17 protein-coding genes are annotated in these 18,614 nt (G+C 55.4%); 8 read left to right on the top strand and 9 right to left on the bottom strand.

Annotated elements, in window-relative coordinates; translation table 11 throughout:
* Position 1 precedes the first annotated feature (1 nt).
* Positions 2-499 carry a DUF6231 family protein gene (locus FFI90_RS14425; protein WP_144778753.1) on the bottom strand — a complete coding sequence of 166 codons (498 nt, stop codon included), beginning with the start codon at positions 497-499 and terminating at the stop codon, positions 2-4.
* A 10-nt stretch (positions 500-509) separates the two neighbouring features.
* Positions 510-1,391, bottom strand: a complete 882-nt coding sequence (gene speE, locus FFI90_RS14420) for a polyamine aminopropyltransferase (RefSeq protein WP_144778752.1) — start codon at positions 1,389-1,391, stop codon at positions 510-512.
* A gap of 214 nt (positions 1,392-1,605) precedes the next feature.
* Between speE and speA the strand changes: the two genes are divergently transcribed.
* From speA to FFI90_RS14405, 3 genes are all read left to right on the top strand, one after another.
* The gene (gene speA, locus FFI90_RS14415) at positions 1,606-3,516 is read left to right on the top strand and encodes a biosynthetic arginine decarboxylase (RefSeq protein ID WP_144778751.1); all 1,911 of its coding nucleotides are present in this window, start codon (positions 1,606-1,608) and stop codon (positions 3,514-3,516) included.
* A gap of 171 nt (positions 3,517-3,687) precedes the next feature.
* Positions 3,688-4,287 carry a sigma-70 family RNA polymerase sigma factor gene (locus FFI90_RS14410; RefSeq protein ID WP_144778750.1) on the top strand — a complete coding sequence of 200 codons (600 nt, stop codon included), beginning with the start codon at positions 3,688-3,690 and terminating at the stop codon, positions 4,285-4,287.
* Entirely contained in the window at positions 4,284-4,922 is a 639-nt protein-coding gene (locus FFI90_RS14405; RefSeq protein WP_144778749.1) for a ChrR family anti-sigma-E factor, read from the top strand. The genes FFI90_RS14410 and FFI90_RS14405 overlap by 4 nt, the downstream gene beginning before the upstream one ends.
* Positions 4,923-4,947: 25 nt before the next feature.
* On the opposite strand, the gene FFI90_RS14400 is transcribed toward FFI90_RS14405, so the two are convergent.
* Complete coding sequence (locus tag FFI90_RS14400; RefSeq protein WP_144778748.1) at positions 4,948-5,691, bottom strand: SDR family oxidoreductase; 744 nt, start codon at positions 5,689-5,691, stop codon at positions 4,948-4,950.
* A gap of 201 nt (positions 5,692-5,892) precedes the next feature.
* On the opposite strand from FFI90_RS14400, the gene tcdA reads away from it, so the two are divergent.
* Positions 5,893-6,684: a tRNA cyclic N6-threonylcarbamoyladenosine(37) synthase TcdA gene (tcdA, locus tag FFI90_RS14395; RefSeq protein WP_186317994.1), complete on the top strand. Its 792-nt coding sequence runs from the start codon at positions 5,893-5,895 to the stop codon at positions 6,682-6,684.
* Positions 6,685-6,705: 21 nt separating this feature from the next.
* Complete coding sequence (locus tag FFI90_RS14390; protein ID WP_144778746.1) at positions 6,706-8,628, top strand: cation:proton antiporter; 1,923 nt, start codon at positions 6,706-6,708, stop codon at positions 8,626-8,628.
* 4 nt (positions 8,629-8,632) lie between these two features.
* Here the strand turns inward: FFI90_RS14390 and FFI90_RS14385 are convergent, their stop codons facing one another.
* From FFI90_RS14385 to FFI90_RS14370, 4 genes are all read right to left on the bottom strand, one after another.
* Positions 8,633-9,616 carry an NADP-dependent oxidoreductase gene (locus tag FFI90_RS14385; RefSeq protein WP_144778745.1) on the bottom strand — a complete coding sequence of 328 codons (984 nt, stop codon included), beginning with the start codon at positions 9,614-9,616 and terminating at the stop codon, positions 8,633-8,635.
* A 101-nt stretch (positions 9,617-9,717) separates the two neighbouring features.
* Complete coding sequence (locus FFI90_RS14380; RefSeq protein WP_144778744.1) at positions 9,718-10,182, bottom strand: acyl-CoA thioesterase; 465 nt, start codon at positions 10,180-10,182, stop codon at positions 9,718-9,720.
* Entirely contained in the window at positions 10,182-11,264 is a 1,083-nt protein-coding gene (locus FFI90_RS14375; protein ID WP_144778743.1) for an SMP-30/gluconolactonase/LRE family protein, read from the bottom strand. Before FFI90_RS14375 ends, FFI90_RS14380 begins: the two co-directional genes overlap by 1 nt.
* Positions 11,265-11,304: 40 nt before the next feature.
* Positions 11,305-12,108, bottom strand: coding sequence for an alpha/beta fold hydrolase (locus FFI90_RS14370; protein ID WP_144778742.1), 804 nt, complete (start codon positions 12,106-12,108; stop codon positions 11,305-11,307).
* Between the two features lie 399 nt (positions 12,109-12,507).
* Between FFI90_RS14370 and FFI90_RS14365 the strand changes: the two genes are divergently transcribed.
* The 3 genes from FFI90_RS14365 to FFI90_RS14355 all read left to right on the top strand — a co-directional run bounded on the left by FFI90_RS14365 (position 12,508) and on the right by FFI90_RS14355 (position 15,760).
* A complete protein-coding gene (locus FFI90_RS14365; protein ID WP_144778741.1) occupies positions 12,508-13,557 on the top strand; it encodes an AraC family transcriptional regulator in 1,050 nt (349 codons plus the stop codon).
* Positions 13,557-14,987, top strand: a complete 1,431-nt coding sequence (gene cls / locus FFI90_RS14360) for a cardiolipin synthase (protein WP_144779034.1) — start codon at positions 13,557-13,559, stop codon at positions 14,985-14,987. The genes FFI90_RS14365 and cls overlap by 1 nt, the downstream gene beginning before the upstream one ends.
* An 86-nt stretch (positions 14,988-15,073) precedes the next feature.
* Positions 15,074-15,760: a GntR family transcriptional regulator gene (locus FFI90_RS14355; protein WP_144778740.1), complete on the top strand. Its 687-nt coding sequence runs from the start codon at positions 15,074-15,076 to the stop codon at positions 15,758-15,760.
* Here the strand turns inward: FFI90_RS14355 and FFI90_RS14350 are convergent.
* Positions 15,754-18,021 carry a patatin-like phospholipase family protein gene (locus FFI90_RS14350; RefSeq protein ID WP_144778739.1) on the bottom strand — a complete coding sequence of 756 codons (2,268 nt, stop codon included), beginning with the start codon at positions 18,019-18,021 and terminating at the stop codon, positions 15,754-15,756. The genes FFI90_RS14355 and FFI90_RS14350 overlap by 7 nt on opposite strands.
* The gene (locus FFI90_RS14345; RefSeq protein WP_144778738.1) at positions 17,999-18,589 is read right to left on the bottom strand and encodes a septum site-determining protein MinC; all 591 of its coding nucleotides are present in this window, start codon (positions 18,587-18,589) and stop codon (positions 17,999-18,001) included. The genes FFI90_RS14350 and FFI90_RS14345 overlap by 23 nt, the downstream gene beginning before the upstream one ends.
* Between the last annotated feature and the right edge of the window lie 25 nt (positions 18,590-18,614).

The following is an 18,614-nucleotide window of genomic DNA, read 5'->3' as shown; positions in this document are numbered from 1 at the left end:
CTCACCAGCGTGCCTTGTCCCACATTTCGGGGTTAGCCCAGTATTGGGGGTTGTTCCAGTCCCGCCGCCTATTGTAACTATCGATGTTGTAGGTATACAGCGTGCGGGCTGGAGTGCCATGCAAGTGCTCCTGACGTGTGAAACCCAGGCTGAGGAAGTCGCTCATTTGCCAGCCCGACTCGCTGGTGATAATCACGGCTATCCGGTGCGTGCCAAAGTTGCGTAGCTGGCCAAGCATCAGGGTGCCTTCTTCATGGCTCAATTGCTCCAGAGCGCCCTCAATCAGTGCCAGATCGTGTGTGTCCGCCGACGGCAGACCGTTGTTGGGAGCTGACAGCAACAATTCGGTGTAAAGTCTGTCCGGATACTGCTTGTGCCAGGCCCGACCCAGACGAACCGGCAGCGTGCCGCATACCAGCAGTGTGTCAGGCTGACAATCGTCCAGGGTTTGCGCAAGCGCCTGCTGAGGCGTCAGGCTGGGTTCGTTTTGCTTGATCATAGAGCTGGAACTAACCCTCTGCCGGTCGCGTTTCGTCTTCCAGCGCGTCAATCATGAACTGCGGCATGGCGAGCGCACCGTGGTGAATTCCTGAATTGTAGTAACGCGTCACGAACGGGCGATTGTTTACGTCGTCCTCGCGGAAATACCTTACCGGATTGTCTTTACTTGCCATGGTGCAGCTCCACCAGCCGGTGGGATATACGGGCTGTGGAAATGGCAGCGTTTGCACGTGGTCGAAGCCGGCTTTCCGCATGTCGTTATGGATGTCTTTTATGATGGTTTCGGTGTGCAGCAATGGCGATTCGCTCTGTTGCACAATAATACCGCCATCACCCAGTGCCAGCATGGCATCACGATAGAAATCCAGGGCAAACAAGCCTTCTGCTGGGCCGACCGGGTCGGTGCTATCGATAATGAGGATATCGATGCTGCCGGGATCCACTTCCCGCACCCACTTTATGCCGTCGCCAAAGAAGAAATTGGCACGCGGGTCATGGTTGGATTCGCAGAGTTCGGGAAAGTACTCCTCGGACATACGGGTAACACGCTCGTCAATTTCAACTTGCCAGGCTTCTTCAACGTCAGGATGCTTCAATACTTCCTTCAGAGTGCCGCAATCGCCGCCACCAACAATCACAACTTTTTTCGGCTTTTTGTGGGTAAACAAAGCCGGGTGGGTCATCATTTCGTGATAAAGAAAATTGTCCCGGGTGGTCAGCATTACGCAGCCATCCAGCACCATCAGGTTACCGAAGGTTTCCGTTTCGTAGATTTCCAGCTTTTGAAACGGCGTCTGCTCTTCGTGCAGTTTCTTTTTCACCTGCAGGGAAAATGCGGTCCCCTGATCCTGGAAGACCTCGGTAAACCAGTTGTTGCTCAGCGTTGTCATTGTGCTCTCCTGCGAAACCTGGGGCATATTTGAAGTGCATATTGTAGAGGTGTGCAGCGGCCAGCCAAAATATTTGTTGGGGATTTCTGCGGTTTAGCGACCGTGCGGCCTTGATAAACGACAGCGAAGACTTTCAGCTGCAAAGGCTAAACCCTACAATACCAGCCATTCAGCCGACCTGCCCGGCCCCGGTTTTACCAGAAGGACAGAAGCCATGAGCAATACCAGCAACTCCCCGGCTCACAAGGTTTATAACATCGCCCAATGGAGCGATGGTTATATCGGTGTTAATCCGGAGGGCGAGGTTGTTATCCGGCCAAACCGCGGCAAGAGTGAGGCCGAGATCAATTTGCCCGAGCTCACTCGCTCACTGGTGGGCTCCGGGCTCCAGCTACCCGTGCTTATCCGCTTCACGGACATCCTTCACGATCGGGTGAACAAGCTGTGCAATGCGTTTAACAAAGTTGCCGAAGAACATGACTATAAAGGGCGGTACACCGCGGTCTACCCCATCAAGGTAAATCAGCAACGCAGGGTGGTTGAGGAGCTGATCGCCGCAGAGCCAGCCGCCAGCAATGGGCAAATTGGTCTGGAGGCTGGCAGCAAGCCAGAACTGATGGCGGTGCTTGCCCTGGCACGGCGGCCTGGCTCGGTTATCGTATGCAACGGCTACAAGGATCGGGAGTACATCCGCCTGGCGCTGATTGGGCAGAAACTGGGTCACCGGGTTTATATCGTGGTGGAAAAGCAGTCTGAGCTGCCGCTCATTCTGGACGAAGCCAGGAAGCTTGAGGTGTCACCACTTATCGGCGTGCGCGTTCGGCTGGCGACTATCGGCAAGGGCAACTGGCAAAACACCGGCGGTGAAAAATCCAAGTTCGGGCTGTCTGCCAGCCAGGTTCTGGACGTGGTGAATACCTTGCGCAAAGCGGGCGCTCTGGACACGCTTCAGCTGCTGCACTTTCATCTGGGCTCACAGATTGCCAATATCCGTGATATTCAAACAGGCCTTCGTGAGTGCGCGCGCTTTTACAGTGAACTCAGGCAGATGGGTGCACCCGTGAACACCGTTGATATCGGCGGTGGCCTGGGTGTTGATTACGAGGGTACTCGTTCCCGCAGCGCCTGCTCGATGAACTACAGCATGCACGAATACGCTTACAACGTCGTGCACGTGCTGCAAGCCGAATGCGATCGCCACGGCCATCCTCACCCCGATCTGATCAGCGAATCTGGCCGAGCGTTGACCGCACACCATTCGGTGCTGGTAACCAATGTGATTGACCACGAGGAGCCGGAGGAACAATCCGCCAAACAGCCAAGGCAGGATTCACCGGCGCCACTGCAGGACCTCTGGCGCGACCTTGAAAACCTTGAGGACCCTGAATCTCCGCGCTCGCTGGCCGAAATCTATCACGATGTGTTGCATGCCATGGCAGATGTTCACGGCCAGTTTGCCCACGGCACGCTCTCTTTGCAGGAACGCGCGGACTCCGAGACGCTTTATATACGCTGCTGTCGACTTCTGCAGGGGCAGCTCGATAAAAACAGCAGAGCTCACCGTGAAATTATTGATGAGCTGAATGAAAAACTGGCCGCGAAGTTGTTTGTCAATTTCTCATTGTTTCAGTCGCTGCCCGATGTGTGGGGCATAGACCAGATATTTCCCGTCATGCCAGTGAACGGCCTCAACCGCCCGCTCAGCCGGCGTGCGGTGATTCAGGACATAACCTGCGATTCCGATGGACGCATTGACCGTTATGTAGATGGCCAGGGCACGGAAACCACCCTGCCCTTACCGGAAGATAAACCCGGCGAAGCCTTGTTGATGGGCTTCTTCATGACCGGTGCTTACCAGGAAATTCTGGGCGACATGCACAACCTGTTTGGAGACACCCATTCCGTGGATGTGCGCCTGAACGACTCAGGGGGATTCGACACCGGCGTTCCCATAATCGGCGATACGGTTGCCCACGTGCTCAGGTACGTGAACTTTGAACCCGAAGCTCTGCTGGCAGCCTATAGAGAGAAGTTTTCAGCAAGCAACCTGCCTCAGGATGCCCAGGCACCTTTGATGGAGGAACTGGCCGCCGGACTTCAAGGGTATACCTATCTGGAAGACTAGGGTTTCTCTGAATAGCAGAACAAAAATCACCCGGGTTACAAAATAACTTTTACATCAAGTTGATCTGCACAAAGAGCCGGCGCGTAAGTACCAGAACTGACAAACCCCGGGCGAGTGCATACAATGGGCAATGTAACAATATTAAATCATTCGACAGTCAAGGAGCGTCCGGTGTCCACACTGGATCAGAAACCAACACGTGGTGAGGGCCGCAAGGACCCTTGGAGCCAGCTGTTGGTGAAGGTGGGGAAAAGCCAGGATCGCCAAGCCTATCATTCGTTGTTTGAACACTTTGCCCCACAGCTCAAGTATTACGCCATGGCAAACGGTATGGCCAGTCACGCTGAAGAATTGGTGCAGGAAGTATTTGTCTCAATCTGGAGGCGAGCATGTCTATACGACTGGCAGAAAGCCGCAGCTTCAACCTGGATCTTCACCATCGCACGTAACCAGCGTATCGATATGCTGCGCAAGATGCGCCGTACCAGCGCAGAGATGCAAGTTGAGACGGAAGATCTCTGGCAAATCCCGGGCGAGGACGATAACGAACCCGTAACCTCACTGCATCGCCTGATGTCCGAGCGGCGTGTGAGAGAGTCTTTGAAACACCTGCCAGAAGAACAGATTACCGTGATAGCGAAAGTGTATATGGAGCAGAAGTCCCACCAGATGGTGGCTGACGAACTGAATATTCCCCTCGGCACGGTCAAAAGCCGGGTGCGCCTCGCGCTGAACAAGTTGAAAGTGATTTTGCAGGACCAGAAAGCATGACACGGCACCACCCCGAAAGCATGAGCCTGATGGAATACAGTGCAGGCAATTTGAGCGAACCTCATGCCCTGTGCATCCGGTTGCACCTCAACGAATGCTCCCTTTGCCGCAGCCGGGCAGATACTCTCGACAGCCTGGGCGCTGTGATGATGGAGCAGCAGCCGAAAGTCAGCGTCTCCGAGTCAATGTTTGACCGCATTCTGGCAAAAATAGACAGCTCCCCAACGCCCCAACCTGCGGCAAAACCTGCACCCAGAATCAGTATTCTCCAGAAATTGCTGGGAGAGGACATTAACAACCTGCCCTGGAAGCGCCAGCTGGGTGATGTCAGTGTGCTGGATATAACCGAGAAATTTCCCGGCCAGAATGAGCAGGTGGTTTTGCAAAAATTGGTATCCGGAGGCAAAGCGCCCGCACACACCCATCGGGGTACTGAAACGACCATCGTGTTACAAGGTGCTTTCGCTGATCAGAATGGCGTTTTCAACCAGTGGGACTTTGTCGTTCTGACCGACCAGGATGAACACAAGCCGGTCGCGGTTGGATGCGAAGATTGCATAACACTTTCTGTGCTGAGCGCACCGGTCAAGTTGACCGGAACCTTCACCCGGATGCTCAACCCCTTCATAAGGTGATTTTTGACACCCCGATTACCGCTTTCTACCAGGGAAGCTGCGATCCGTCCCAGCTCAGAAAGCGGCCATTGTCTTCAGGCATTATCCCCTCAATGACAGCTAACAGATTTTTGGCAGTGTCGTCGGCGCTGTGCACTTGAAGCTGCGCCAGAGACTGTTTGAAGGGGTCACTCAAGGCGGAATCGGTTGTTCCAGGGTGCAGCGATACACAGGCAACAGATTTGCAGCGGCGGGGTAATTCTACCGCAAGCGTTCGAACCAGCATGTTGAGAGCGGCTTTCGAGCTTCGGTACGCATACCAGCCCCCCATACGGTTATCCTCAATCGAACCCACCTTGGCAGATATGGCGACAATCCGTTTGAACTCGCGATGGCGGAGCCAAGGTAACAGCGCCTGAACAAGTATGGCAAAGCCTGATGCATTCACCGCAAAGGCCCGGGAAAGACTTTCCGCTTTCAACTCTTCCAGCCGCTTTTCGGGAAACATATCGCTGTCGTGCAACAAACCGGCAGCGTATATGAACGTATCTATACCCTCCGAAGCAGGAAGGATTTTTCCTAGTCCCCGGGCAACGCTATCCGGTGACTGATCATCCTCCGCATTCCACGTCAGCAGTGTCATCCGACTTTGGTTGCGCAATGGCTCAGGCACCTTCCCGGGATCACGACACAAGCCCACCACAACAGATTCTTCATCGCGTTCCAGGATCGCTTCTGCCAAGGCTCCACCAATCGCACCGGACACACCGGCCACCAGAATTCGCTTCATGTTATCTCTCCCTGTGTTCACAACGATATACGAACAATTGGCACAGCAGACCGCACAAACGAGTGAACCACGAAATTGGAACAGCCGTATGGATCAGCATTGAAATCACCCAGAGAGGAATTTTCTGTCTGCTCTGGCACTGGGGTATAATCGCGCCCTTTGAGTTTCTCCGGCTTGCGCCCGGATCTGAACGGAGATCGCATGAACGCCGACGATTACGCTTTCCGCTTTGGCGGTATTGAACGGCTGTATGGGCGCCGCGCCCTGCACGCCTTTCACGATGCCCACATTGCCGTGATTGGCTTGGGTGGTGTTGGTTCGTGGGCGGCCGAGGCACTGGCGCGCAGCGGCATTGGCACCATCACCCTGGTCGATATGGATGATATCTGCGTGTCCAACACCAACCGCCAGCTTCATGCTCTGGAAGGCCAATACGGGCGCACCAAGACCGATGCCATGGCCGAGCGATTGAAAGCCATCAACCCTCATGCGGATATACGAATTCACTTTGGTTTTCTCACGCTGAAGAACCTCACGGAGTTGATCACGCCTGACATGACAGGTGTGATCGATGCCATCGACAGCGTAAAACCAAAGGCCGCACTGATTGCTCACTGCCAGCGTGGAAAAATTCCGATCATCTGCGCCGGAGGCGCGGGTGGCCAGACAGACCCCACCAAAATTCTGGTAGCGGACCTCAGCAAAACCACTCAGGACCCCTTATTGGCCAAGGTTCGTAATCTTCTGCGCCGGGAATACGGTTTCTCCCGCAATCCCAAGCGACGCTTCGGCATTGAGGCCGTATACTCAACAGAACAGCTGACGTACCCGGCCGGAGATGGCGAAGTCTGCCTGCAAAAACCTGCAACCGCAGGCCCCTCGCGGCTGGATTGCGCGTCCGGCTTTGGCGCTGCCTGTCCGGTGACTGCCAGTTTTGGTCTGTTCGCAGCCTCCCGGCTGCTAAATCGCATTGCACGGCGCACTAACCAATAACCACACGGATACCCAATCTTTATGCCAGCCAGTACAGTCGTAATTCTTGCAAGCATTGGCATCCTCTCATTATCTTTTCAGTGGCTCGCCTGGCGTGTGCGAGTACCGGCCATTTTGTTTCTGCTTGCCGGAGGGATTCTCGTCGGCCCGGTGCTGGGCTTTCTCAATCCGGACGAGGTGTTCGGTGACCTGCTGTTTCCGATGGTTTCACTGGCCGTTGCCATCATTCTGTTTGAAGGCAGCCTGACCCTGCGTTTTGATGAAATTCGCGGGCACAGCAAAATGGCCCGCAATCTCATACCTGTTGGTTCCATCGTCACCGGCATTATCGGCACCTTGGCGGCACGCTGGGTTCTGGACATTTCCTGGGCCGTCGCCATGCTCTTTGGCGCTATTTCCATTGTTACCGGCCCAACGGTTATTGCACCGCTGCTCCGCTCCGTGCGCCCGAGCGCCAAACTGGCGAATATTCTGCGCTGGGAAGGCATTATCATTGATCCAGTGGGCGCCTTGCTGGCCGTTCTGGTATTCGAGGGTATTGTTTCCTGGGGCCAGGGCAATGTGTTTGGTCACTCCCTGTATATTTTTGGCAAAACCCTGCTGATCGGTTTCGTCCTCGGAGCCCTGGCCGGCTATCTGAATGGCCTGGTATTGCGCAAACACCTTATGCCGCATTATCTGCACAACGCCGCCACGCTCACCTTCATGCTGGGCGTCTATGCATTCTCCAATGAAATGGCCCACGAGTCCGGCCTGCTCACGGTAACGGTGATGGGTATCTGGATGGCCAACATGAAGCAGGTCTCCGTCGACAGCATTCTTGAATTCAAGGAATCCCTGAGCGTACTGCTGATTTCGGCTCTGTTTATCATTCTGGCGGCGCGGGTAGAATTCGCTGCTATTGCGGATCTGGGCTGGGGCTTGGCCGTGGTGCTGGCAGTGCTGATGCTTGTTGCCCGGCCGCTTAGCGTATTCCTATCAGCGATCGGCACCGGCCTGAACTGGCGGGAAAAACTGTTTCTGAGCTGGATTGCGCCCAGAGGCATTGTGGCTGCGGCGGTTTCTGCCCTGTTTGCGTTTCAACTACAGAAGCTTGGCTACGAAAGCGCGGCAGCCCTCGTACCCATGGTGTTTGTACTGATTATTGCCACCGTTACCCTGCAAAGCCTGACAGCCCGGCCTATCGCCCGGCTGCTGAAAGTTACTGAGCCTGCAGAGTATGGATTTCTGATTCTCGGCGCTAACCCGGTTGCCCGCATGATCGGGCAGGCGTTAAAAAAGCATGAAGTGCCGGTTGCCCTGGCTGACACCAACTGGGAGAACGTGCGCCAGGCGCGGATGGATAATCTGAAGGTGTACTTTGGCAACCCGGTTTCCGAGCATGCTTCAACCCACCTTGACCTCACGGGAATCGGTAACCTACTGGTTATCTCGCCCTACAAACACATGAACTCGCTGGCGACTTACCACTTTCTGGACTGGTTCGGTGACACCAATGTGTTCAGCCTTTCGGAAGGCGATCAGGATCAAAAGGCGCGACACCAGACGGCGGGTAAAATCCAGATGACCCGCGGCCTGTTCAACGACATAAGCTATGCCAAACTCGCCAGCCTGGCGAGCCAGGGTTACTCGATAAAAACCACCCAGCTCAGCGAAGAATTTGAGTACAACGACTTTCTGGCGAAATACCAGGGCCAGGCTCTGGTGTTGTTTATATTCGACAGCAAGAGCCGTATCAAGCCAGTTCGCAGCATGGACGACCTGAAACCCGATGACGACTGGATACTGATCAGCCTGGTACCCCCCCAGAATCGCAAAGAGCGAAAAGACAAGGGAAATGGCGTAGAGCCTTCAGCTCTTGGGAAGGAGCCGACAGCTCCCGATAAAAATCCTTCAGTCCCAGGTGAAGAGCCTTCAACAGAAAGCTCTGCACCAAGAAACTGAGCGCCTAGCGGCAGTCCAGCACCAGCTTGCCGCGCACATGCCCACCTTCAAGAAGTTCGTGGGCCTGTGCGACCTGGTCAAGCGAAAACGCCTTCTCTATGTGCACCTTCACGTCGCCATCTTCGATAAGCTCGGCAATTTCATCCAGATGAAACACATCCGGACGAACGGTCATACCGTGCGCTTTCAATCCCAACTCTTCGGCCGCACTGATGATCTCATCTGCAGTAATAGTAGGGACTGTAACCAGCATGCCATTCTCACCCAAGGTGCGCAGGGACCGCTTACCTGTGTCGCCACCAACCAGATCCAGCACCACATCCAACCCATAACACTCATCGGCGATATCGGTGGTGTGATAATCAATAACTTCATGAACACCAAGTTCTGCAAGAAAATCCCGGTTACCCGCTGAAGCCGTTGCAATAACATGGGCGCCCCGTGCCAACGCGAACTGCACTGCCAGGTGCCCCACGCCTCCGGCGCCCGCGTGCACCAGAATCTTTTGCCCGGGCTCAAGCTTGGCCACTTCAAACAGTGCCTGCCAGGCGGTTAGCGCCGCGAGTGGCAGCGCCCCTGCCGTTACCAGATCGAGTTCTTCCGGCACGATAGCCAGCTCATCCGCCCTTGCCAGGGCATACTCGGAATAGCCTCCACCATCCAGCGGAAAGCCAATCATTCCCATGACCCGATCTCGGGGCGCCAAAGTCGTTACGCCATCTCCGATGGCAACCACTTCCCCGGCCACATCGTATCCCGGTGTCCACGGCAGCGAGCTTTCAATCTGCTGCGCCACAAACCCGAACCCTTTGCGGGTTTTCCAATCGATGGGGTTCAGCCCGGCACCGTGAACGCGGATCAGAACTTCGCCTTCTTGCGGTGAAGGCATATCCGAGCTTACGACCTGCAGAACATCACGCTCACCAAACTGGCGGTAGACCACCTTTTTCATGGACGATTCGGAATGCTGATCAATAGATGTATCCATGGGTATCTCCGGAATAGGGCGCTGATAGTGACGGATTGCGACGGGATATTCTGTCGTACTTCAGGTTACCAGAAGTTGCGGGCAATAGTGACTCAGACAGGCTACAGGCCTTTTCCTCCGCTAACACAGGCTGCAGCCATAATATCTGCAAACTCTTTCGGTGCGCGCGAGGGGCGCTGGGTTTTGAGATCGACACAGGCATGGGTCGACACCGCCCGAACCAGAGTTTTCCCGTCTTTCGGGCGTACCAGCTGGAACTGTCTCTCAGAACGGAAGCGGCCATCAAAGCCGGTGAGCCAGGTGCCCATGATCAGCCGATCACCGGGGTTGGCGGCCGCAAGATAATCAATCTCGGTACGGGTGATCGCCATGGCCTTGCCCGTGGCCTCATGCAGTTCCCAAGTCATACCCAGGCTCTTGACATGCGCCCAACTGATATCTTCCAGCCAGCGCACATAAACCACATTATTGGCATGCCCAAGCTCGTCGGTATCGTCTTCGACCACCAGAATCTCAAGAGTGAAGGGGTCGGGAAGATCCCAATGTATTGGTTTTTGCTCTGTCATTAAGGCTCTCCAAGGCCCGGAATATCACGCAACGGCAAGCGCCCTATGCGGTCATTGTGAAGTGAACCGAAGTACAGATAACCATCATGGGGATTCACTGACGTGATTTCCTGAAGGTGCGTACCACTGGTGTCATGAAGGCTGGTGATCACATTGCCCTCACTGTCGAACGCCACAACGAGACCATATTCCATGGGTGCGGGCTGCAGGCTTTGCGGCAGTTTGGCGACCAGTTCCTTAAGCCAGGGGGTAGGATGCAAGCTATCAATACTGGCATTGCGTGGCGCAGGAAACGCCACCCAGAATCGGCCTTGTTCGTCCACCGCAAGGTTATCGTTGAACCCGGGCAGATTGTCCGCAAACACCTCCGACTGGCCGGCTTTGGGGCCGTTGATCCAGTAGCGCAGAATGCGGTACTTCCAGGTTTCGTTTACCAGCACATAATCGCCGCCCGGTGCCACGGCAACACCGTTGGCAAAGTGCATGTTGCCCAGCAGAACTTCTGTCTCACCGGTTTTCGGGGAGTACCGTAGGAGCCGGCCATGGGGCCTCATTTCCAACAGGTCGAGTTGGTAGTCCGGTTGGTAGAAGCGGGAGCTGGCATCGGTGAAATAGATCCGGCCATCGGCTGCAATATCAACATCGTCGGTGAACCGGAAGGGAACGCCTTCAGCCTCAGTGGCAAGCACCGTGATATCGCCATCCGGCGTGATAGAGAGAAGCCCTTTCCAGGCATCGGCAACAATCAGGTTCCCCTCTGGATCAAATACCATCCCAAGGGGACGGCCTTCTGTGGAAAGCCAGTTTTCAATTCGACCGTCCGGAAACACGCGCACAATGAACCCGTCCTGGGTTCCCGCAAAAACCACGCCGTCCGAGTTGACGGTTGTGTCTTCAGGCCCATAGACCTGCCCCAGCGCCAACAACTCTGCTTCGCGCAGGTGTTCATTAGGTGCCAGCAAACCGGTCATGGGTTCAGGTACCGGCGGCTGCCATGCTTGGGCGTCGATAGGTGGCGGCGCCAGGAGAAACCCACCCAGCAAGAGGAATAAAACCAGTAAACCTGCCATTAAGTACTTCATACTTTAAGCCTGCCCGTTATCCGTTCCTTGTTACCGGTGTTCAATCTGCATCACGACCTTCCAGAAACCGCCGGCAAAGCGCTACAAACGTGTCCGTTTTCTCAGCGTGCAGCCAGTGCCCGGCGCCCTCAATAACGTTTAACTGAGCATGCGGAAACAGCCGGTAGATCTCATCCCGGTGTTTTTCCTGGATATAAGCGGAATCGGCACCTTTCAGAAACAGAACCGGGCCGTTAAAAGGGGCACCTGCTTCGGGCGCCTTGGCCAGATTGGCGTAGCAGGCTTCGATCGCATTCAGGTTCAGGCGCCACCGATACACCGCGCCATCACTGGTCTGCTCCTCCTTCGGGATGCGCTCAAGGTTCATAAGCAAAAACTGCCGAGTAGCTGCCATCTCCACAAACTGGGCCAACTGTGCATCAGCATCCCTGCGCGAACGCGCATTACTCAAGTCGATCTGTTTCAATCCGTCGAGGATGGCGTCGTGGCCAGCCTTGTAAGACACGGGCGAAATGTCTGCAACAATCAGTTTCTCGACGCGTTCAGGTGCTTGCAAAGCAACCTGCATGGCGACTTTTCCGCCCATCGAATGCCCCAACAGGCAGGCTTTTTCGATCCCCTGCTCATCCATATACGCCACCACATCCGCTGCCATAGAAGGGTAATCCATGGTATCCGTATGGGGGGAGCTGCCATGGTTACGCTGATCCAGGGCATGGACCTGCCACTCGCCATGCAGTTTCCGCGCAATACCGCCAAGGTTCTCGAGAGACCCGAACACGCCGTGTAACAGGATCACGGGGGGCCCTTCTCCGGTAATTCTATGGTTCAGTTTAACGCTCATAGGCAGGCAATCTCCGTCAGGGATAGTATTGTTTGAGTGCCAATACAGTAACACTGCCAGTAACACGAGCAAGTGGAGCAAAAGAAGGTGAGGGTTTTCTTGAGGCAAAAAAAGACCGGGCAAAGCCCGGTCCGAAGGTTATAAATGTTGCTCCTGAATACTTAGCAGCAATAAATGTCGCTCAAGTACTCAGCAAGTGCCACAACATTTTCACGCTCACGTTGGGTACGGGGTACAAAAATTTCGTGTTCCATAAAAGCCTCCCGGCTGGCCTTCCAATTACTTCAACCTGATGAATAAATGTTATCGTTCAAGAAGGCAAAACCCGTTGACAGACTGTCCCACTCGTTTGACATTTTGTATCAGCATCCATGACAACCCGTTAATGAGACGGTTAATGTGAACACTGCGCCAAAGGACACCACAACGACACTCTTCGTTGCTGCCTCCAGCACGCTGGCACTGGTTCATTACCTGAGCCGCCAGGGGGTTCTTGACAGCCGTCGCGTAGAGGAACTTATCGGTCTGGATATGTCAGCGCTGGAGGACCCTGACCGGCGCGTGCCTGCTCAGGCGCACTACAAACTTTGGGAACACGCCGAAAAAGTCACCGGGGACCCGGCCATAGGACTGAATGCCGGGCAGATTATCGACCCGGAACGCATGGGCCTGGTTGGGCATGTCTTCTTTAATTGCGACACTCTGGGCGAGGCGGTAACCCAGTATGTGCGCCTGCACAGGCTGATCAACGAATCGGTAACTCTGAGCTTCGAGCAGACCGGCGATCAGGCCATTCTGACCTGGCAGGCGGATTCACCAGAGCATTACTGCCGTCAGGATATGGATCGCACTCTGGCTGCAGCCCTGTGCCGTACTCGACATTTCATTTATTCCGGAATTCAGGCCGAATGGGCAGAAATTGCTCACCCGCGCCCGGATTACGCGGACAAATATGAAAAACTGCTGAGAGGCCCTGTCACTTTCGGCGCATCAGCAACCCGGCTGGCATTCAGCAGCCGCCACCTGAGCCACCCGATTCCTCACCGCAACCCTTATGTGTATTCAGCCGTCCTCCGACAGGTCAATGGTCTACTGGCACGACTGCAAACCCGGCGTTCATTCGGCCGCAAAATCCGCAAACTGATATCGCGGCAAATGTCGACCGACAAGATTGATGCAGACACCCTGGCCCGGCAGTGCCACATGAGTCGTCAGACTCTCTATCGGAGGCTTAAAAAAGAAGGGCTGGGTTTTCATGAACTCGTGGAGCAGGTGCGAAAAGACAAAGCCCTGCGCTACGTAGCTTCTGATCACTACGCTCTTGGGGAAATCGCTTTTCTTCTGGGATTCTCTGAGCTGAGCGCGTTCAGTCGAGCTTTCAAACGCTGGACAGGTATTGCACCGGCTCAGTACCGTGCCCAGCACCTTACCCGGGAACCCGATCAATGATGCCTGACACCTCAATACTGGCAGTCGCAGTCACCCTTCTCTATCTGGGTTCTGCTGCCTGTATTTATCGTATTTTACTGACTTACCGCACCACCCAGGGCGCCATCGCCTGGATTGTCGGCCTTTTGGGCCTGCCCTATATCACTGTGCCGCTGTTTCTGGTCTTTGGCCGCTCACGTTTCGGCGGGTATATCAAAGCACGCCGTATGGGAGATCAGTCTCTCTCCGAACTTCTCAACAGTTTTGAACAACAGCAAACTTCTATCTCCACCCCGGAGCAGAGGCAACTCGACAAACAACTGCAGGTTCTTTGCAAACTCGGGCGACAGCCCTTTACCGAAGGAAACCGGTGCGCACTGCTGCGCGATGGCGAGGCGACTTTCGATGCCTTGATTACAGCCATGGAGAACGCAACGTCCTATATTCTTCTAGAATTCTACATCGTGCGTTCCGACAAGATTGGCCAGCGCATCAAAACCATTCTTGAACAGAAGCTCTCAGAAGGTGTGCAGGTATGGTTCCTGTACGATGACGTAGGCAGCTTCGGGCTGTCCCGCACCTACCTGAAAGGACTGGCAAAAGCCGGCGCCCGGGTTGCTTCATTTGGCGATGGCAACATCCGGCGCCGCCGGTTGCAGATAAATTTCCGCAACCACCGCAAGCTGCTGGTCTGTGATGGCAGGATCGGCTTTGTCGGGGGCATCAACCTGGGCGATGAGTATCTTGGCGCCGTGAACGACCAGGAGCCCTGGCGGGATACTCACTGCCAGATAGAAGGCCCCGCTGTGACAGGGTTACAGCTTGCCTGGCTGGAAGACTGGAACTGGGCCAGTGATGAATTCCCGGATCTGGACTGGGCCCCTGAAGGTAATAAATCAGGAGAGGAGCAGGTTCTGGTACTCCCCACCGGCCCTGCAGACACCTGGGAGACCTGCACGCTGTTTTTTCTTAACTGCATTAACAATGCTCAGTCCCGCATCTGGATTGCCTCACCGTACTTTGTTCCGGATGTGCAGGTCGTGAATGCCCTGCAATTGGCTGCTCTTCGCGGCGTGGATGTGCGAATCATCATCCCGGAAAAATCGGACAGTCAGCTTGTCCGCCTGGCGGCGTACTCGTACCTGCTGCAGGCTAATCAGGCCGGCATTGGCATTTATCGGTATCAACCCGGCTTCATGCACCAGAAGGTGGTCCTGGTCGACACGCACTACGCGGCCGTAGGCACCGCAAACCTCGATAACCGATCCATGCGTCTCAACTTCGAAATCATGGCGATCAATACCTCCGAGTCTTTTGTGTCCGACGTGGACTCCATGCTCACAGAAGACCTCATCCATTGCCGCAAGATGACTGAACACGACTATGAGGGCCGCTCTATTCTGTTTCGGCTTACCTGCCGGGCGGTTCGCTTGCTTGCACCTTTGCTGTAGGCAGTTCATGGATGCTGGCTCCCAAACGAGAGAATATGCGACTATTCTTCTCTCATTCCGCTAATCGAGCTCAGTGAACACCTTCAATGACGGCCTTCAAACCCAAAGTTACACTGACCGAACAGGTCGCCCGCCACATAGAGAACCTGATTGTTTTCGGCCAGCTTGCTTCCGGAGAGAGGATTTACGAGTCAGCCATGGCCAAACAGATGGAAGTCAGCAATGGCTCAATTCGTGAGGGTCTGCTACTTCTTGAAAAGCGCCACCTGGTGAATAACGTGCCCCGCAAAGGCGCGTTTGTTACAACACTGGACGATTATTTTGTGCACAGCCTTTACGAAACGCTGGAGTTGTACCTGACCCACACCGGCCGAAAGCTTGCCAGGCAATGGCAACCGGAGGATCTTGAGCGGCTGGAGCAGCTGTACCAACAAATGGAAAGCTGTTTCAGCAGGAATGATCTGGTGGCGTTTCTGGATCTGGGTGTTGAATACACCAAGGCTTCTCTGGCTTACGCCGACAATTATTTTATTCTCTCGGCAATCGATGATCTCTGGCCATCGGCCAGGCGCTGTGCCTTCGTTGCCTTCAATCGGGGAGGCAAGCGAGTCCTGGAGGATAATCTGGCGCACATGCGTGAATCCATCAGCGCGATCAGGGACAGAGACGAAGACCGGCTTGCTTCCGTACTCCGCCGCTATGCCATTCAGCAGTGCCAGCAAGTACGTGAGGCTGCTGCAGGTACAGAAACCCTTGCCGGGCTTACTCAATAGAAAATCTGGGCAAACGAAAAACCAATATTCAGGTAAGCCGCCCAGCTGTCCTTATTGCTGTACGCCGTTGCCACCTGTACCGGGCCGAGGAAAGTGTCCACGCCCGCAAAGATACTCCAGGATTTTACCGAGCTGTTCCACCCGGCATCACTGAGCGACTCCCAGGCGTTTCCTGTCTCCAGCCCCATTCCTGCAAACCATGGCGTAATCGGGCCTCCGAATGTCTGGCGGGCATAAACAGACGCCATAGCCGCACTGTCGCCCGTAATCTGGCCCGGAGAGTAGGCGGATAAACGCCGGAAACCACCCAGGCGCACCGTATTTTCAATTCCCGCATCCCCGCGGGTCACCGTATGAGCATAGAGCAGTCCTGTCAGGGTAAACCTCTTCCAGCTTCCCGTACCAAGCGCCATACCCGTTATCGAGTCGAAATGCCGATCGGAACCCAGGTCTTCACGCTCGACACGGCCACGGATTCCGGCAAACGCTCCTTCTTGCGGGAAGAAGGCATCGTCGAGAGAGTCGTGCACCAATTGAAGGCTGACATAACCCTGATGAACCGCGTCCTCGGGCGCGACCGCCGCACCAATTTGGTTGTCTACAGTGGCATACCCGCGGGCGTAGGTGAAGCTGACCTCGGCGTTGCCACCTAGCTCCATTCCGAGGCCAAGATCCGCCTGACGGAGTGTCACATCCAGCTCTGCAACACGCTCACCTCCGGAGTCATATACGCTGACTGTGTCGCGCGAATATTCAGCACCCGCCAGCAAAAAACGCTCATAACCATAATCGAGCGGCTGATACCATTGGGTTCGGACGCGCGGTTCCGTACCCAGCTGGGCTCCTGTCTGCCACTCAGCACCGAGTTCATTCAGTTCGGTCATTCGCAGGGAAGCCGCGAGATTAAACCGGGTATCGCCGTCCAAATTGTCCTCGTAGTTCAAACCAAAAGACAGGTAATTGGGCCCCCAGCTTTTCTCTTTAACTTTAATGGTTAAAAGCGTTCCATCTGGTGATGGCGACTGGGAGTAAGACACGGTTTCGTAATAACCCAGCCCGTATATGCGGTTCAGATCTGTTTCCAGTTCGCCTACATCCAGAGGTTCGCCAATTTTTTGCCGTATTCGCTCCCGGATGAATTCCTGGCCCAGCCGGCGATCATGCTCAATCTCAATGCCGACGATCAGTCCTGCGCTGTGGCTGACAGAGGCCAGTCGCGACCGGTATGCATGCCAGGCCTCGTTTGACGCAGCCAGAGGGTTGAGTTCCACCGCATGCGCTCGAGCGCCGCTGGCACCCAGTTCAAACAATGCCGGGGCGTTAAAGAAATCAGCCGAGCCGTAGCCTTCCAGATCTGGCCGGATGAGCACGTCCTTGTCACCCAGCAACTTGAGCTGCTGATCTGCGTTGCGCCGGGTCATGATGGTGGTTAGCTGGCCGAATACAGAGAAGGCTTCCCGCAGCTGATCCGGCCCCATCAGTTCATCGGTTATATCAACCGCAATAATGACGTCGGCGCCCATGTCACGGGCGACACTCACCGGCAGGTTATTCGCAATGCCGCCATCCACCAGCAAACGGCCGTCAAGACTGACCGGAGCGTACACACCGGGGATGCTCATACTTGCTCGCACGGCCGTAGCCAGATCACCAAGGCCAATTACCACCATGTCACCGGTTTCCAGGTCGGTTGCAACTGCACGAAAGGGAATGGGTAAGCGATCGAAATCTTCAACCAGCGCAACGCTGCGGGTCAGCTCGTTGAGGATAAAACCAAGATTCTGGCCGGCGATAATGCCGGCACCCAGATGCAGACCATCCAGGCTGACACCGAGCCCCGGCGCCACAGGAAATCGCCAGTCTACCTGCTTCCGGCGAACCGGCTTGTAAGCCCGGCCGGGGTCATCCCGAAAGCTCGATAACCAGTCCAGCCTGATAAAGCGCTGCTCGATTTCCGCTACCGACATACCCGAGGCATAGAGAGCGCCCACCGCCGAGCCTGCGCTGGTTCCTACCACCATGTCCACCGGAATGCGCATTTCTTCCAGCACCCGAAGTACGCCTACGTGGGCCATACCTTTGGCTCCGCCGCCGCTGAGCACAACGCCAACCCGGGGACGTTCAGCGGCGCTATCAGCGGCCGCAGCCGGAAGCGATACAAGGAGTGCTAAAACCAGACAGACGGGGGGCAGTTCGGATAATCGTTTCAAAACCTGGCCGATCCCATAAATCCCATACTCACTTGTTGTCTGGCTCGTCATCTACCAACGAGAGGTGCGAAACGTCCGGCACAATGGGTGGGGGCAGATCCCGCTCAACACCTATGTCACTGCCAGCCGGCGCCAGCGTCCAGTCTTCCAGGTGCTGGAACATCGGCGATTCTATCACTTGCGGCTCAACCAGAGTTACACCGACGGGATCGAGCCCGAGCGCCGATCCCGTGAGAATGTCATCTACCTTGTCACCGGCTACTGGCAAGCGATTACCCGGAGCAACATCTGGAGTGCCAGCCCGGGGCGTTGCGCTGACAGGTTGGGAAACGGTTTTCGCGGGCTCATGCGCGGCGCTGGCCGACCGGACCGTTGGCTTTGCCTGCGACTGGCTTCCGGGCATGGGCTGAACATAGGCGATCATGCCGTGTTTTCTCAGCACCGCCCGATACTTTTCGGCCTGATCTTCATCCAGTTTGTTCCGGATGACCACCGGGCTGCCGCTGAACATGCGGTCTACCTGCTCAACACTGGCCTTGAAAAGCGTGCGAGCATTGCGGCGCGCCGTCGCCATTTCAATGCCGGGGGCACATTCACCCTTGAATACGAGCTGATACATGGCAATTCTCCCGCCGTCGATTTTC

Source organism: Marinobacter maritimus, assembly GCF_007671675.1.
GTDB lineage: Bacteria > Pseudomonadota > Gammaproteobacteria > Pseudomonadales > Oleiphilaceae > Marinobacter > Marinobacter maritimus.
Note: the sequence above shows the minus strand (reverse complement) of the source record. Positions and strands in the feature narration are given on the sequence as shown.